The following is a 16,337-nucleotide window of genomic DNA, read 5'->3' as shown; positions in this document are numbered from 1 at the left end:
GCGGTTTCGTTCGGTCTCGGTGATCGGAACCGCACGGATCGTTCATACCCCGGCCGGGTCGACCTCGTCGGGGTCGATGCCGAGGTACGTGGCCACTTGCTCCACGAGAACCTCGAACAACAGATCTTCCAAGTCCTCCGGGTGCTTCGCCCGCCGCTCGAGCGGCCGCCGGAACAGCACCACCCTGGCGCGTGTCGTCTCTCCGCGCTTGTCGATGCCTGCTGGTACCAGTCGCGAGAGCGGTACCGGACCCTCTGCCACCACCTCGGGTGGCCACGTCACCGATTCCGGGTCCAACGCCCTGATCTTGGGTACCTCGTCCACGGCGATGTCGAGCTTCGAGAGTTTCTCGTGCCATCGATGATCGATCCGCGCGAACGCTTCGAGCACCAGCCGGTCGAACTTCTCCGCTCGTGAGCGCCTGGCCGGGATGTCCTCGGGCAGAACCGGTCCGCGGACGCCGCGTCCGTGCCGGGCCACGGACCGAGAGGTGATCCTGCGCGCGGATGAGAATCGAGGCATAGGGGGAGGTTATCGCGCTCGTCCGGTGTGTCGGTCGTTCGGTCGGTTGCACCCACCGGATACTCTGCACTCGTGAGATCACTGCGTGGCTGCTGCAGGCCTGGTTGCAACCGTTCTGCCGTTGCGACGCTCACATACGTCTACTCCGATTCCACCGCGGTCGTCGGGCCGCTGGCCACAGTCGACGAACCGCATTCCTGGGATCTGTGCGAGGTACATGCGTCGACCACCACCGCTCCCAAGGGCTGGGAACTGGTGCGTTACGAAGGTGGCTACTCGACGTCGAGCCCCGACGAGGACGACCTGACGGCTCTGGCCGAGGCCGTGCGCGAGGCCGGCCGCGGCGATCGCGTCCGGTCCGAGGACCGCGAGAGCTCCGACCGCTCGAGCTCACGGCCGTCCGACACCGAACGCCGATCCGCTCCGGCCGTCCGAACGGGCAGGCGCGGGCACCTTCGAGTTCTTCCCGACCCCACGTCCTGAGCAGCCCGAGCACACCGAGTGTGGTGTGCGCCGGTCCGACTGGCCGGTCCGTCTGCCGTCTGGCAAGGTTCGACGAGCAGGACCGAAACGGACAGCTGCGGTATGCCGATACTCGGTGTGGATCGCACCGCTACCGACGCTCGATTACCGACGCCGATGTGCGGCGTCGTCAAGAACGATCACCAGGAGAATCTTCGTGGCCCGAACCGCAGAGTCCGTCAACGCCGTCATCAAGGCATACGACGTCCGTGGCGTCGTAGGTGAACAGATCGACGAGGCGTTCGTGCGTGACGTCGGTGCATCGTTCGCACGACTGGTTCGCGACGAGGTAGGGGCCGCGCGCTCGGTCGTCATCGGCCACGACATGCGTGATTCCTCGCCCGCACTGTCACGGGCGTTCGCCGACGGCGTCACCGCTCAGGGCCTCGACGTGGTGCACATCGGGCTGGCGTCGACCGACCAGCTCTACTTCGCCTCCGGCATGCTCGATTGCCCGGGAGCGATGTTCACCGCCAGTCACAATCCGGCGAAGTACAACGGGATCAAGCTCTGCCGCGCCGGTGCCAAGCCAGTGGGCCAGGACACCGGCCTGGCCACGGTCAAAGCCGAATTGGTGGATGGGGTACCGGAGTTCGACGGGCCGTCCGGAACAGCGACATCGCGAGATGTGCTCGACGAATACGCGCAGTTCGTCCGAGACCTGGTCGATCTGTCGGGAATCGGATCCATGAAGATCGCCGTCGACGCCGGAAACGGAATGGGCGGTCACACGGTGCCCGCGGTGTTCGGGCCGTTGCCGGTGACGATCGAGCCGCTGTTCTTCGAGCTCGACGGCAGCTTTCCCAATCACGAGGCCAATCCGCTCGATCCGGCGAACCTGGTGGATCTCCAGCGTTTCGTCGTCGAGACCGGTGCCGATATCGGACTCGCCTTCGACGGCGACGCGGATCGGTGCTTCGTCGTCGACGAGAAGGGCGACCCGGTCTCGCCGTCCGCAGTCACCTGCCTGGTGGCCGAGCGGGAACTGGCCAAGGAACCGGGCGCGGTGGTCATCCACAATCTGATCACCTCACGCGCGGTTCCGGAATTGGTCACCGAGCTCGGTGGCACACCGGTTCGTACCCGAGTGGGGCACTCCTTCATCAAGCAGCAGATGGCCGACACCGGGGCGATCTTCGGCGGGGAGCACTCCGCGCACTACTACTTCCGTGACTTCTGGGGTGCAGACTCGGGCATGCTCGCCGCGCTGCACGTTCTCGCCGCACTCGGGGCACAGGACCGTCCGCTGTCGGAAATGATGGCCAGCTACGAGACCTACAGTGCATCGGGCGAGATCAACTCGACCGTCGACGACGCCGCCGAACGCACCGAGGCGGTCCTGGCGGCATTCGCCGATCGGACTGCCGGCATCGACCGACTCGATGGGGTGACGGTCGATCTTGCCGACGGTGCCTGGTTCAACCTCCGGGCCTCGAACACCGAACCGCTGCTCCGGCTGAACGTCGAAGCACGCACCGGAGCGGACGTCGATGCGCTTTCGACAGAGATATTGAGCATCGTTCGCGCCGGACTGGAATAGTGGTTACCGAGGGTTCATGAGTGGGTATACAGCGGTTTCGCGCAGGGTGACGTAAGGGGAGGTGTCGCAGCCATGACGGCAGTGTCGTCTCTGGTCGATCTCGACGATTCGGATGCTCTCATCGCAGCCGATCGTGAGGGCTCCTTGCGTAGCGCAGCGCTGGCGGGCGCGCAGGTGCGCGCCGTCGCGACCGCGGTCGACGAGTCGGTCCTGGAGCGGTTGGCCGATCTGCGTCCCCGAAGTGTGGTGATCGTGACCGGCGACGGGCGGAGCAGCCGGGCGGCGTCCCTGCTCGTCGCCGCGCTCGGTGATCGCCTGGGGGTGCCCCTGGTCCGAAGCACCGGAACCCCGCCGTGGATCGGCCCGCTCGACGTGGTGGTGGTGGCGGGCGACGACGCCGGGGATCCGCGACTGGCCGAGTCGGTGGACGCGGCAGCCCGGCGTGGGGCCGAAGTCGTCGTGGTCGCCCCGGAGGAGGGGCCCTTGCGCGCCGTCCGGGGAGCCAGAGTCATGTGGCTTCCGCCGCGAATCGCAGTTCGTGACCACAATGCTCTGATGCGCTACCTCGCGGCCTTCGTGGCTGTACTCGGGGCGGTTGCCGGCGGATCGTGGAAGACGTTGCTGCCCAATTTGTCTCGACTTGCGGATCTGCTCGACGCGGAAGCGGTACGAAACAGCCCGTCCAACGAGATGTTCCACAATCCGGCCAAGGCCCTCGCCAGTGGGTTGAACGGTCGGCGGGTGGTGCTGACCGGGGCCAGTCCTGCCGCAGTCGAGGTGGCTCGGCACGGCAGCGAGGTGCTGCTGCGGGTGGCGGGTGTCGTCGTCGGTGCGGGGGAGTTGGGCGACGTCATTGCCGCGTCCATCCGGGCGTCGGTTGTCGAATCGTCGCGCACACCACAGACATTCGACTCGTTCTTTCACGACGAGCAGCTCGACGGGCCGCCACCGGCGCTGCCGATGCGCGTCGTCGTGGTGGCCTCGGACGCCGATCGGGCGATGACCGAACGACGAATTGCCGGTGTTCCGGAATCGGAGTTGTTGCTCGCCGATTCGAGTGAAGCGCTGTTCGGCGGCGACCGCGCGAGATCCGAATTCGACAACCCCGCACCGGCACCGGATCCGGATAGACTCTCGGTGCTCGACACGATGTCCGTGTTGGCGACGCGGTTGGACACCACTGCCGCGTATCTGCTGTTGATGGGCGGTAGCTAGTGCAGCTCTTGCGAGGCGCGGTTCGGTCCTACGCATGGGGTTCGCGAACAGCACTGGCTCGAATTCAAGGCCGACCGGTGCCGTCCGATCATCCCGAGGCCGAGATCTGGCTCGGAGCTCACCCGGCCGACTCCGCGCACGTGGTGCACGAGGGCGGCAGTACGCCACTGCTCACGCTGATCGACGGAGATCCGGGCACTCACCTGGGCGGCTCCGCGCAGCACTTCGAGTCACGCCTGCCGTATCTGTTGAAACTGCTTGCCGCAGAAGAGCCGTTGTCTCTGCAGGCGCATCCCAGCAGTGCTCAGGCCCGTGAAGGCTTCGCTCGCGAGAACGCCGCCGGTGTCCCCATCGATTCACCGGTACGGAACTACCGGGATCCGAACCACAAGCCCGAACTGATCGTCGCCCTCACGGAGTTCGAGGCGTTGGCGGGTTTCCGGCGGCCCACCGACACCGTCGAACTGCTCGACGCGTTGGCCGTCCCCGCCTTGGGCGGGTATCGAACCCTGCTGGCCGCTCAGCCCGATGCTTCCGGCCTGCGCACGGTGTTCACCTCGTGGATCACTTTGCCGGGGCAGGCATTGGACGACATTCTGCCTGCGGTCGCCCAGGGGTGCATCGACTATCTTTCCGGTCCCGCACGCTCGGACGGTGGACGATTCGCCGCCGAGGCCAGAACTCTGCTCGAGCTGGGGGAGTCGTATCCCGGTGACGCCGGAGTGCTCGCGGCGCTGCTGCTCAATCGGGTCACATTGACTCCCGGCCAGGGCCTGTACCTCGACGCCGGAAACCTGCATGCGTACCTGCGCGGGACGGGCGTGGAGATCATGGCGAACTCCGACAACGTGTTGCGCGGAGGACTGACACCCAAGCACGTCGATGTCCCGGAACTGCTGCGCGTGTTGGATTTCGAGCCGGCCGATCTTTCGCCCATCACCCCGGGTGCCGACGATCGACCGACCTACCTGTATTCCACGCCTGCACCCGAATTCGCGCTGAGCCGGACTGCGGTGGCGGCGGGGGAGACGGTCGCCGTGCCCGGCTCCGGCCCGAGAATCCTGCTGTGCACGAGTGGCACCGTCGTGGCCGCCACGAAGGGCACCCAGTTCGGGCTGACGGTGCCGCAGGGCAGCTCTGCCTGGATACCCGCTGCAGACGAATCCGTCACCGTGACCGCCGAGTCGGGCGAGGCCGAGGTCTTCGTGGCCTCCGTCGGACGCGTGTAGATCGGGCAATTCGGTCATCGTTGCGCCGCTTGCGGTTTCGGACTGCGTAATTGTGCGAACGGTCCGCCCGGAGGCAATAGTCTGATGCCACAGTGAATCGAAGTGACGGATGAGTTCGGTGATCCGTCGACAGATGTGAAGTGGCGATACGGAGACCCGATGACCAGAGCAGACCGGCCCGCGAAGACCCCACGCACGACGGGTTGGTTCCGGACCAAATCGATCGAGCAGTCGATCCAGGACACCGACGAACCGGACACCAAGCTCCGGAAAGAACTCGGATCCTGGGATCTGACCGTGTTCGGTGTCGCCGTCGCCGTCGGTGCCGGCATCTTCACCCTGACCGCGCGGACCGCCGGAAACGTTGCGGGACCGGCAGTGTCGTTGGCCTTCGTGCTCGCGGCCATCGCCTGCGGACTCGCGGCGCTGTGTTACGCGGAGTTCGCGTCGACGGTGCCCGTGGCCGGAAGCGCGTACACGTTCTCGTACGCGGCGTTCGGTGAGTTCATCGCCTGGATCATCGGATGGGATCTCATCCTCGAGTTCGGCCTCGCAGCCGCGGTGGTGGCGAAGGCGTGGTCGCTCTATCTGGGCGATCTGCTCGGTACGGCCGCTCCGGTGCTCGAGATCGGTTCACTGAACTTCGATTGGGGTGCACTGCTGATCGTGGTGGTCCTGACGGTGCTCATCGCATCGGGCACCAAGTTGTCCTCGCGGGTGTCGCTGGTCATCACCGCGATCAAGGTGATCGTCGTGCTGTTCGTCGTCGTACTCGGAGCCTTCTACATCAAGGTCGCCAACTACGACCCCTACATTCCGCCGTCGGAACCGGGATCCACGGGCGAGGGACTGCATCAATCTCTGCTCTCGTACGTCACCGGCGCGGGAGGCAGCACATTTGGTTGGTACGGACTGCTGGCCGCGGCGTCCCTGGTGTTTTTCGCATTCATCGGATTCGACGTGGTGGCGACGACCGCCGAAGAGACCAAGGAACCGCAGAAGGCACTTCCCCGCGGAATCCTCGGGTCGCTCGCGATCGTCACCGTGCTGTACGTGGCCGTCACTCTGGTTCTGACCGGGATGGTCAAGTACACGGATCTGGCCGGTGACAGTTCCACGCTGGCGACCGCATTCGAGCTCAACGGACTGACCTGGGCCAAGAACATCATCTCGTTCGGCGCACTCGCCGGTCTGACGACCGTGGTGATGGTGTTGATGCTCGGGCAGACCCGGGTGCTGTTCGCGATGTCGCGAGACGGACTGGTGCCGCGTGCATTGGCACACACCGGAAAGAAGGGCACGCCGGTCCGAACGACGATTCTGGTCGGTGTCATCGTCGGCCTGCTCGCCGCTTTCGTTCCGCTCGGCACGCTGGAGGAGATGGTGAACATCGGCACGCTGTTCGCGTTCGTGCTGGTCTCTGCCGGGGTTCTGGTACTACGCCGAACTCGACCCGACCTCGAGCGTGGTTTCCGCGTTCCCTGGGTTCCCCTTGTGCCGATCCTCGCGGTCCTCGCGTGCCTGTGGTTGATGCTGAACCTGTCGGTCGAAACATGGCTGCGCTTCCTGGTCTGGATGGCTGCCGGTGTCGTCATCTACGTCGTGTACAGCAGGCGGCACTCGGTGATGGGACTGCGGGAAGCCGAGAAGGCTCGTACCGACAGGTCGGGGAACTGACCCCGGCATCGGCGACGCGGATGCACCGACTCACGTTCCGACCAGGAACTTTCCGCTCAATTTAGATAGCGTCACATCAAACCGCTGGAATGTTATACCCTCGAAAACAGACTTGGAGGACTCAAAAAGTTCGATGAGAGGGTGTTGCAACAGTGAGTGTGGACGGCCGAATTCCTTCGTTGGAGGGTTCGGGTGTCGCTTTCGGGGGGCGGGATTCGAAGGCCAGTGAGCGGTCGGTTCGCTGGCAGGACAACAAACGATATCTATGGATGCTGGGGCTGCTGGCCCCGGCGTCGGCATTGCTGCCGTCGCAGTTGGTCTACTGGACGGGCATGCCGCTGTTCTGGTGGAGCGGCGTGCTGGTGTTCTTCGTGATCATTCCGGTGATCGACGTGATCGCAGGCGAGGACGGGCACAATCCGGACGCTTCGGCCAGTGAAAAGCTGCAGAACGACCGGTACTACCGGTGGTGTACGTACCTCTTCCTGCCCGTTCAGTTCGTCGGGCTCTTCGTCGCCTGCTGGATGTGGGCGTACGGCGATCTGAGCGTGGTGGACAAGATCGGCCTCGCGGTCACAGTCGGTCTGGTGGCAGGTACCGGCATCAACGCGGCCCACGAACTGGGCCACCGCATCGAGCAGCACGAGCGGTGGCTGGCCAAGATCGCCCTGTCTCAGACGCTGTACGGGCACTTCTTCGTCGAACACAATCGCGGACACCACGTTCGAGTGGCGACGCCCGACGACCCCGCGAGCGCACGACTGGGCGAGAGCGTGTGGAGCTTCGTGCCGCGCAGCACGATTCTGGGCCTCGGCTCCGCATGGAAGCTCGAGTCGCAGCGACTTCGGCGCAAAGGCCGCTCGGTCGCAAGCCCGACCAATGCCCTGCTGCACACGTGGCTGCTCAGTCTGGTGCTGTTCGGCGCGCTGTTGATCGTGTTCGGCTGGTCCATCGCGCCGTACCTGCTGTTGCAGGCCGTCGTCGGATTCGTGCTGCTCGAGATGGTGAACTACGTGGAGCACTACGCCCTGCTCCGGGAAACCAACGATCGCGGCAGATACGTTCGGTGCTCGCCCCGCCACAGCTGGAACAGCGACAGGATCTGCACCAATATATTTCTGTACCACTTGCAGCGACACAGTGACCACCACGCCAATCCGGGCAAGCGCTACCAGACCCTGCTCTCCTGCGACGAGGCTCCGCAGCTCCCTGCCGGCTACGCCTCGATGGTGATGCTCGCCGCAATTCCGCCGCTGTGGCGTCGGGTCATGGATCCGCGGGTACTGGCGCACTACCAGGGAGATATCACCCGAGCGAACATTCTGCCCCGCAAACGGGCTCGAATCCTGGCGCGAGCCGGACGAAACGGATAGCGCGGGTTCTCGACGATCGGTCGCAGGCGACAGGCTCCACCTCTGCACTTCCGGGCAGTCGGAGCCCGAAGCGTGCGGACCCGATAGCCTGGACGGCAGACACTCAGTCAACAGGAGAGGCAAGATGACGACCTCAGTTACGTCAGGATCGGCACTCACCGTGGAACACCGCGGTGGAATCGACTTCAAGGTCGCGGACCTGTCCCTCGCGGAATTCGGCCGCAAGGAAATTCGGCTCGCCGAGCACGAGATGCCCGGTCTGATCGCGCTGCGTCGCGAATACGCCGACGTACAGCCGCTCAAGGGAGCGCGAGTTTCGGGATCGCTGCACATGACCGTGCAGACCGCGGTGCTGATCGAGACGTTGGTTGCGCTCGGAGCCGAGGTGCGGTGGGCGTCGTGCAACATCTTCTCCACCCAGGATCACGCAGCAGCGGCCGTCGTCGTCGGCCCGTACGGCACCGTCGAGGAGCCCAAGGGCGTCCCGGTGTTCGCGTGGAAGGGCGAGAGCCTCGAAGAGTACTGGTGGGCGGCGGAGCAGATGCTCACCTGGCCCGATCAGCCCGCCAACATGATTCTCGACGACGGCGGCGACGCCACGATGCTGGTACTGCGCGGCGCGCAGTTCGAGAAGGCAGGCGTGGTTCCGCCGACCGACGACGATCACGATTCGGACGAGTACAAGGTGTTCCTCGGCCTGCTGCGTCGTTCGCTCGAGGCATCGAAGTCCAAGTGGACCGAGGTTGCCGCGTCCGTGCAGGGCGTCACCGAGGAGACCACCACCGGCGTGCTGCGGCTGTACCAGTTCGCAGCTGCGGGTGAGCTCACGTTCCCCGCCATCAACGTCAACGACTCCGTCACCAAGAGCAAGTTCGACAACAAGTACGGCACCCGCCACTCGCTGATCGACGGCATCAACCGCGGCACCGACGTCCTCATCGGTGGCAAGGCCGTTCTGGTCTGTGGCTACGGCGACGTGGGCAAGGGCTGCGCCGAGGCGCTCAAGGGCCAGGGTGCACGTGTGACCGTCACCGAGGCCGACCCGATCAACGCCCTGCAGGCGCTCATGGACGGCTTCGACGTGCGCACGGTCGAGGAGTTCATCGAGCAGGCCGACATCGTGATCACCTCGACGGGCAACCTGTCGATCATCACGTTCGAGCACATGCGCAAGATGAAGCACCAGGCCATCCTGGGCAACATCGGCCACTTCGACAACGAGATCGACATGGCCGGTCTGGAGAAGGCCCCCGATGTCACGCGGATCAACATCAAGCCGCAGGTCGACGAGTACCAGTTCAAGGACGGGCACTCGATCATCGTGCTGTCCGAGGGCCGTCTGCTCAATCTCGGCAACGCCACGGGCCACCCGTCGTTCGTCATGAGCAACAGCTTCTCCAACCAGGTCATCGCTCAGATCGAACTGTGGACCAAGCCGGACGAGTACGACAACGAGGTCTACCGCCTGCCCAAGCACCTGGACGAGAAGGTCGCGCGCATCCACGTCGAAGCGCTCGGTGGCTCGATCACCAAGCTCACCAAGGAGCAGGCCGAGTACATCGGCGTCGACGTCGAGGGCCCGTACAAGCCCGAGCACTACCGCTACTGACCGCACCGTCAGTGGGAAAACTGTTCGTCATCGAAGGAGTCGACGGAGCGGGCAAGAACACGCTCGCCCGTCGGCTCGTTTCGGCGTGGCAACGTGAGGGCCTGTCGGTCGAGCGCATCGGGTTTCCCCGGTACGGCCGGTCGGTGCACGCCGATCTGGCGGCCGAGGCGTTGCACGGCGAGCACGGTGACACCGCGGGCAGCGTGCACGCGATGGCTCTGATGTTCGCGCTCGATCGCCGGGACGCGGGCGACGAGATCCGAAAGTTGCTCTCGGACAACGATATCGTTCTCCTCGATCGGTACGTGGCATCCAATGCCGCCTACACCGCGGCTCGGCTGGAGCAGTCCACGGACGGCGAGGCCGTCGAATGGATCAGGTCGCTCGAATTCGACCGATTCGCCGTGCCCGTTCCCGATGTCCAGATTCTCCTCGACGTCCCGGTGGCGCTCGCCGCCGAGCGTGCGGCGGCGCGTGAGAGTGCGGACGTCGCTCGAACCCGGGACGCCTACGAGAGGGACGGCTCACTGCAGAGCCGAACCTCGGCTGCGTACGGCAGGCTCGCGGCCTCGCACTGGGTGTCACCGTGGCGAGTCGTCACCGCCGACGTCGATCCCGATCGACTCGCCGCCGACATGTTCAATCAGCCATCAGGCGTTCGGAAAGTGACACCATAGGACCATGAAGCCTCGGATTCTGGTTGTGGACGACGATTCGGCTCTGGCGGAGATGCTCACCATCGTGTTGCGCGGTGAGGGATTCGAGCCTTTCGTGGTCGGCGACGGTACCCAAGCACTGGCGGCCGTGCGCGAGAACCGGCCGGATCTGGTGCTGCTGGATCTGATGCTTCCCGGCATGAACGGCATCGACGTCTGCCGCGTCCTGCGTGCCGACTCGGGCGTGCCGATCGTCATGCTGACGGCCAAGACCGACACCGTCGATGTCGTACTGGGTCTCGAGTCCGGTGCGGACGACTACATCATGAAGCCCTTCAAGCCGAAGGAACTGGTCGCTCGTGTTCGTGCGCGCTTGCGCAGGACCGAGGACGAACCCGCCGAACTGCTGTCCATCGCGGACATCGTCATCGACGTGCCCGCCCACAAGGTCAGTCGCGGTGACGAACTCGTCTCCCTCACCCCGCTCGAATTCGATCTGCTGGTGGCACTGGCGCGCAAGCCACGTCAGGTGTTCACCCGAGAGGTTTTGCTCGAACAGGTCTGGGGCTACCGCCACGCGGCCGACACCCGGCTGGTCAACGTGCACGTGCAGCGTCTGCGCGCCAAGGTCGAGAAGGATCCGGAGAACCCCGAGGTGGTGTTGACCGTGAGGGGGGTCGGCTACAAGGCCGGACCGCCGTGATCCGTCTTTCCCATTCTCGGCGGCGAATCAACGGCAAGTTCTCTCCCGTACTGCGTTGGTTTCGTTCGCTGAGTACCTCGCTCGGCCATGCCTGGCGTCGATCACTGCAGCTGCGCGTCGTCGTGTCGACGCTGACCCTGTCCCTGGTGGTCATCCTCATCCTCGGGGTCGTGCTGACCTCTCAGATCACCGATCGGCTGCTCGAAGCGAAGCTGTCCGCAGCCACCGAGGAACTCGACCGCTCACGGACCACCGTCGAGGGCAACCTCGCCGGAGCCGACGACTCGAGCGGGCTCGCGACGCGCCTCGAACGAGCCAGGGCGGCGCTGACCAACCAGGACCTGGACGCCGCGTCGACCACCGGGTCTGCGGGATCGTTCGATCCGGTCCTGATCGTGGAAGGCGACGCCACCCGCGCGGAGGCCTCGGTGGGCCCGGTCGATCAGATCCCGAACAGCCTGCGCGACTTCGTCAAGAAGGGCCTGATCAGCTCGCAGTACGCGACGGTGACCGACAGTGACGGCGGGTACTCCGGCTCGGCGCTGATCATGGGATCGCCCACCGGATCCGACATCTCGGCCCTGCAGCTCTATCTCATCTTTCCGTTGGCCAGCGAGGATCGCACGCTCTCGCTCGTACGCGGCACGTTGTTCATCGGCGCAGTGGTGCTGTTGGTGCTGCTCGCGGCGATCGCGATGCTCGTCGCACGTCAGGTGGTTCTGCCCATTCGTTCGGCGTCGAGGATCGCGGTGCGGTTCGCCGACGGCAGGCTCAAGGAGCGCATGCCGGTCCGCGGCGAGGACGACATGGCCAGACTCGCGATGTCCTTCAACGAGATGGCCGAGAGTCTTTCCAAACAGATCACCCAGCTCGAGGAATTCGGTAACCTCCAGCGCCGATTCACCTCCGACGTCAGCCACGAACTGCGCACCCCGCTGACCACCGTCCGGATGGCCGCAGACCTCATCCACGACGCCAGCGACGACCTGGAGCCTGCACTCAAGCGATCCTCGGAGCTGCTGGTCAACGAGCTCGATCGGTTCGAGACCCTGCTCGGTGACCTGCTCGAGATCAGCCGCCACGACGCGGGCGTGGCCGAGCTGGCCGCCGAACAACTCGACCTGCGGATGTGCGCCCGGGCGGCAGTGTCGACCGTGCGGCACCTGGCGCGCGAGACCGGCACCGAAGTGATCGTCGACATGCCCGAGACTGCAGTCATCGCCGAGGTCGACCCCCGACGGGTGGAACGGATTCTGCGCAATCTGCTGGCCAACGCACTCGACCACGGCGAAGGCAAGCCGGTCCTGCTGCGGCTGCGCTCGGACGCCGACGCGGCCGCATTCGTCGTGCGCGATCAGGGAGTCGGTCTGCGACCAGGCGAAGAGAAGCTGGTGTTCAACCGGTTCTGGCGCTCGGATCCCTCCCGCGTTCGACGATCCGGAGGCACCGGCCTGGGGCTGGCGATCAGCGTCGAGGACGCCCGCTTGCACGACGGTAAGCTCGAGGCGTGGGGAGCACTGGGCGAAGGCGCATGCTTCCGACTCACTCTGCCGCTCGTGCGCGGGCACAAGGTGATCGGATCCCCACTGCCCCTCAAACCCAGCACCAAGAAGTTCGCACAAGGACAACCGATTCCCGCGATCACCGCAGCCAAGACAGCCACGTCGGAGCCCGCGACGTGATCTTCTCGTGCCGTCGCACCCGGGTGCTGGCGATGTGTGTGCTCGTCGTCGCCCTCGTGAGCGGATGCGCCAGCCTTCCCGAGTCGTCCAGCCCCCAGGCCATCGGCACCCTGACCGCCGGTGCCGTGCCCACCAGCGCTCCGGCCCCCGAGCCGGGACGTGAGCCCGATCGCCTGCTGGACGACTTCTTCGAGGCCAGCGCCGTCTCTGCCAACAGACACCAGGCCGCCCGGCAGTTTCTCACCGAGGAGGCGTCGGGAACCTGGGACGACGGCGCGCGGACGGTCGTGGCGGATCGAATCGACACCCTGTCCGGTCCGCGAACCCCCGACACCGCGCAGTTCACGATCCGCTCGGCGACGGCCGGGATGCTGGCCTCGGGCGGCGAGTACCAGGCCGGATCGGACACCTTCGACGCCGAGATCGAGATGGCACGGGTGGACGGTCAGTGGCGGATCTCGAAACTGCCCCCCGGTGTCGTCATCGATCGATCCGCGTTTCTGAACACCTATCAGCAGCGATCGCTCTACTTCGTCGATCCGCTCGGTGGCGTACTCGTGCCCGATGTGCGGTGGACCAGCGGATCGCAGGACCAGCTCGCCAACCAGCTCGTACAGCTGCTCATCGACGGCCCCAAGTCCGCACTGTCGGCCGCGGTGAGCAACGAACTGTCCGACGACGTGAGTATTCGCGGGCCCATCACCAAGGCCGATGGTCAGACCTCACAGGTGGGGGTGGGACTCGGTGGTATCAGAATCGACTTCGGCGGCCTGCAGAACAAGGGTGATCGCGACCGTGAACTGCTTGCTGCGCAAGTGATCTGGACCCTCGCCTCGGCCGAGGTCGCCGGGCCGTACGTGCTGCTCGCCGACGGTCAACCGATCGACACGACCAAGCCCGACGGGTGGACGACGGCAGGCGTCGACTCGTTCGATCCGCTGGGCAGTACCGGCGATAGTGTCGGATTGCACGCACTCGCGTCCGGCACCTTGCTTCGCGTCGACGAGGCGGAGACCACTCCCGCTCCCGGGTACTTCGGGCAGGCCCGCAATCTGCGCTCGGTGGCCCTGTCCAACGACGGCACGCTCGTGGCAGGGGTCGCGGACACCGGACGGCCCGCCCCTGCGCCGTCGAGCACGCTCATGGTCGGCAGCTACGACGGCGGCGCGTTCCCCGTGGCCGAGGGACAATCGATCACCCGGCCCACCTGGGGAGCCGACGACAACGCCGCCTGGGCGGTGATCGACGGCACCAACGTCATCCGGGCCGCCCGCGATCCCTCCACCGGCCAGGTGTCGGTGGTACCCGTCGAGGCCACCGCCGTCACGACACTCGGCAACCGGATCACCGAGCTGCGACTGGCCCGCGACGGCGTGCGAGCTGCGCTCATCGTCGACGGCGTCGTGTACGTGGCAACGGTGGTGCGCGAGCCCTCGGGTGTGTACTCCCTCACCGAGCCGAGGGCCGTGGCCATCGGACTCGGTAGCGACGCCACAAGTTTGGACTGGAGTACCGGCGACACCATCGTGATCGCGCGGGTCGCGACCGACTCCCCGGTGGTCCAGGTGAGCGTCGACGGATCCCGGATGGATCCGTTGCCGTCACGCAACCTGACCACCCCGGTGTTGGCGGTCGACGCCTCGCCGGAAACGGAGTACGTGGCCGATGCACGGGCCGTGTTCGCCCTCAACAACGCCGATCCGGTCGGCGACCGGTACTGGCGTGAGGTCACCGGTCTGGCCGGCGTGAAAGCTGTGCCCATTCTGCCCGGCTGACGTCGGTCGCAGATCTCTGTCGGTGGGCCGGGGCAGACTCCGCATCCATGCGGACGCTCCTCGATCTGGTTCTGCCCCTCGAGTGCGCCGGGTGCGGTGTGCCGGGGGAGCACTGGTGCGGAGGGTGTTCTCTGGCCCTGTTCGTCCCGCCCGTCGCCGTTCGGCCACGAGTCGATCCCGGTGTGCCCTGCTGGTCCCTTGGTACGTACAGCGGGCCGCGCCGCAGTGGTGTGATCGCGCTGAAGGAGCGAGGTCGGCGGTCGGTGGCCCGGCCTTTCGGGCGAGCGCTCGCCGAGGCCGTCGGATATCTACGCGACGCGGGTGAGATCGATCCACCGGAGCTGAGTTCGCTGATTCTGATCTGCGCGCCCTCTCGGGCTCGTGCTGCGCGGGCTCGTGGAGGCGATCCCGTTCTGCGATGCGCTCGAATCGCCGCCGAGCAGTTGGCACCCGAGCGTGTGCTCGTTCCCGAGTTGCTCCGCATGACCGGTGGAGTACGTGATTCGGTCGGACTGTCGGCGGGACAACGACAGCACAACGTGGCAGGGCGGATCGAGGCCGTCGGGCTGGCTCGTTCGCACGCCGACGCACGCGTGACGCCATCGGCGGACTTCACCGTTCTGCTGATCGACGACGTCGTCACCACAGGTGCCACGTTGGCCGAATGTGCAAGAGTGCTAACCGATTTCGGAGTCCCGGTAGCCGGAGCGCTGGTGGTGGCGAGTGCGTGACGGCGGAGGGGAAGGACACGCCGACAACCAATTCGGGGTGAACGGTGGCACACGAGTCGATGACCGACTAACGTCGCGGACACGCACCGACTGGACCAGATGTGAGGTGATGCCCCGGACTTTGATGCCGGAAGGTTCCCCATTCGGCATGCACACTTGCCGCGTCCAACAGTGGGCGTGGCCGATATCGGGAGGTACGCGTGACGACCCCTTCACAAGCCTCGGTTTTCTTCGACGAGAAGCCCTCGGAAGAACCCGCCAAGAGCAATGCGGACGTCGTGGTCAAGGGCCGCAACGTCGAGATACCGGATCACTTCCGGATATACGTCTCCGAGAAACTGGCTCGCCTCGAGCGCTTCGATCCCTCCATCTACCTGTTCGACGTCGAACTGCAGCACGAACGAAATCGCCGCCAGGCCAAGGCATGTCAACGCGTGGAGATCACCGCGAAGGGCAAGGGCCCGGTCGTTCGAGCCGAAGCGTGCGCCGACAGTTTCTATGCCGCACTCGAAGCGGTGACGTCGAAACTCGAGAGCAGACTCCGACGCACCAAGGACCGTCGCAAGGTTCACTACGGCGAGAAGCGGCCCGTGTCCGTCGCCGAGGCCACTGCCGAACTCGCCGAGGACGACACGCTGGCACTCGACCCCGACACGAAACTCGACACCTTCGAGGACGACCAGAGCGGCCCGGGGCACATCGTGCGGACGAAGACCCACTCGGCCGCACCGATGAGCGTCGACGACGCACTGTACGAAATGGAACTCGTGGGCCACGATTTCTTCCTGTTCCACGACAGCGCAACCGATCGCCCCTCGGTCGTGTACCGACGGCACGCCTTCGATTACGGCTTGATCAGACTCACCTGACCGGACCCATCGGGACGGTTCGACACGTTCGCCGTCCGTGAAATCTTTTCACCGCTGCAGGCTCGACGCCGGAGACTCGATCCCCACGTCGAGCCTGCAGTGCTGTGTCGGTGTTGTCCGAATGGCCGACCGGCGATCTCCGACGACCGATAGTCGGGCTGCCGGGTTCACAGCGACACCGCCTACCATGGACGCGTTCGGGTTACCCGCCGCGCAGATGTCGTGGTGACGAAC

At 65.5% G+C, this 16,337-nt stretch carries 14 protein-coding genes; 13 read left to right on the top strand and 1 reads right to left on the bottom strand.

Translation table 11 applies throughout. The features are described 5' to 3' along the window. Positions 1 to 42: 42 nt before the first annotated feature. The gene (locus QM590_RS01965; RefSeq protein ID WP_094642321.1) at positions 43 to 522 is read right to left on the bottom strand and encodes a metallopeptidase family protein; all 480 of its coding nucleotides are present in this window, start codon (positions 520 to 522) and stop codon (positions 43 to 45) included. Positions 523 to 594: 72 nt separating this feature from the next. On the opposite strand from QM590_RS01965, the gene QM590_RS01960 reads away from it, so the two are divergent. The 13 genes from QM590_RS01960 (at position 595) to hpf (ending at position 16,103) form a co-directional block, all read left to right on the top strand. Further along, positions 595 to 1,005, top strand: a complete 411-nt coding sequence (locus tag QM590_RS01960; protein WP_176460497.1) for a DUF3499 domain-containing protein — start codon at positions 595 to 597, stop codon at positions 1,003 to 1,005. 196 nt (positions 1,006 to 1,201) lie between these two features. Continuing rightward, complete coding sequence (locus tag QM590_RS01955; RefSeq protein WP_269593508.1) at positions 1,202 to 2,584, top strand: phosphomannomutase/phosphoglucomutase; 1,383 nt, start codon at positions 1,202 to 1,204, stop codon at positions 2,582 to 2,584. A 72-nt stretch (positions 2,585 to 2,656) separates the two neighbouring features. Continuing rightward, positions 2,657 to 3,799, top strand: a complete 1,143-nt coding sequence (locus tag QM590_RS01950) for a tobH protein (protein ID WP_068045700.1) — start codon at positions 2,657 to 2,659, stop codon at positions 3,797 to 3,799. Next, positions 3,799 to 5,028: a mannose-6-phosphate isomerase, class I gene (gene manA, locus QM590_RS01945; protein WP_094642319.1), complete on the top strand. Its 1,230-nt coding sequence runs from the start codon at positions 3,799 to 3,801 to the stop codon at positions 5,026 to 5,028. The genes QM590_RS01950 and manA overlap by 1 nt, the downstream gene beginning before the upstream one ends. A gap of 159 nt (positions 5,029 to 5,187) precedes the next feature. After that, entirely contained in the window at positions 5,188 to 6,705 is a 1,518-nt protein-coding gene (locus tag QM590_RS01940; protein ID WP_269593509.1) for an amino acid permease, read from the top strand. Between the two features lie 269 nt (positions 6,706 to 6,974). Further along, positions 6,975 to 8,078 carry an alkane 1-monooxygenase gene (locus tag QM590_RS01935; RefSeq protein WP_149405447.1) on the top strand — a complete coding sequence of 368 codons (1,104 nt, stop codon included), beginning with the start codon at positions 6,975 to 6,977 and terminating at the stop codon, positions 8,076 to 8,078. 124 nt (positions 8,079 to 8,202) lie between these two features. Continuing rightward, entirely contained in the window at positions 8,203 to 9,687 is a 1,485-nt protein-coding gene (gene ahcY, locus QM590_RS01930; protein ID WP_149405448.1) for an adenosylhomocysteinase, read from the top strand. A gap of 11 nt (positions 9,688 to 9,698) precedes the next feature. Continuing rightward, positions 9,699 to 10,364, top strand: a complete 666-nt coding sequence (locus tag QM590_RS01925; RefSeq protein WP_269593510.1) for a dTMP kinase — start codon at positions 9,699 to 9,701, stop codon at positions 10,362 to 10,364. Between the two features lie 4 nt (positions 10,365 to 10,368). Further along, the gene (gene mtrA, locus QM590_RS01920) at positions 10,369 to 11,046 is read left to right on the top strand and encodes an MtrAB system response regulator MtrA (RefSeq protein ID WP_027496508.1); all 678 of its coding nucleotides are present in this window, start codon (positions 10,369 to 10,371) and stop codon (positions 11,044 to 11,046) included. Then, positions 11,043 to 12,728, top strand: a complete 1,686-nt coding sequence (gene mtrB, locus QM590_RS01915) for an MtrAB system histidine kinase MtrB (protein ID WP_149405450.1) — start codon at positions 11,043 to 11,045, stop codon at positions 12,726 to 12,728. Before mtrA ends, mtrB begins: the two co-directional genes overlap by 4 nt. After that, positions 12,725 to 14,503: an MtrAB system accessory lipoprotein LpqB gene (lpqB, locus tag QM590_RS01910; RefSeq protein WP_269593511.1), complete on the top strand. Its 1,779-nt coding sequence runs from the start codon at positions 12,725 to 12,727 to the stop codon at positions 14,501 to 14,503. Before mtrB ends, lpqB begins: the two co-directional genes overlap by 4 nt. Before the next feature lie 47 nt (positions 14,504 to 14,550). Further along, a complete protein-coding gene (locus QM590_RS01905) occupies positions 14,551 to 15,234 on the top strand; it encodes a ComF family protein (RefSeq protein ID WP_269593512.1) in 684 nt (227 codons plus the stop codon). A gap of 200 nt (positions 15,235 to 15,434) precedes the next feature. Beyond that, positions 15,435 to 16,103 carry a ribosome hibernation-promoting factor, HPF/YfiA family gene (hpf, locus tag QM590_RS01900; protein WP_068045673.1) on the top strand — a complete coding sequence of 223 codons (669 nt, stop codon included), beginning with the start codon at positions 15,435 to 15,437 and terminating at the stop codon, positions 16,101 to 16,103. Positions 16,104 to 16,337: the final 234 nt, after the last annotated feature.

Source organism: Rhodococcus sp. IEGM 1372 (assembly GCF_030056835.1).
In the GTDB taxonomy this organism is placed as follows: domain Bacteria; phylum Actinomycetota; class Actinomycetes; order Mycobacteriales; family Mycobacteriaceae; genus Rhodococcoides.
Note: the sequence above shows the minus strand (reverse complement) of the source record. Positions and strands in the feature narration are given on the sequence as shown.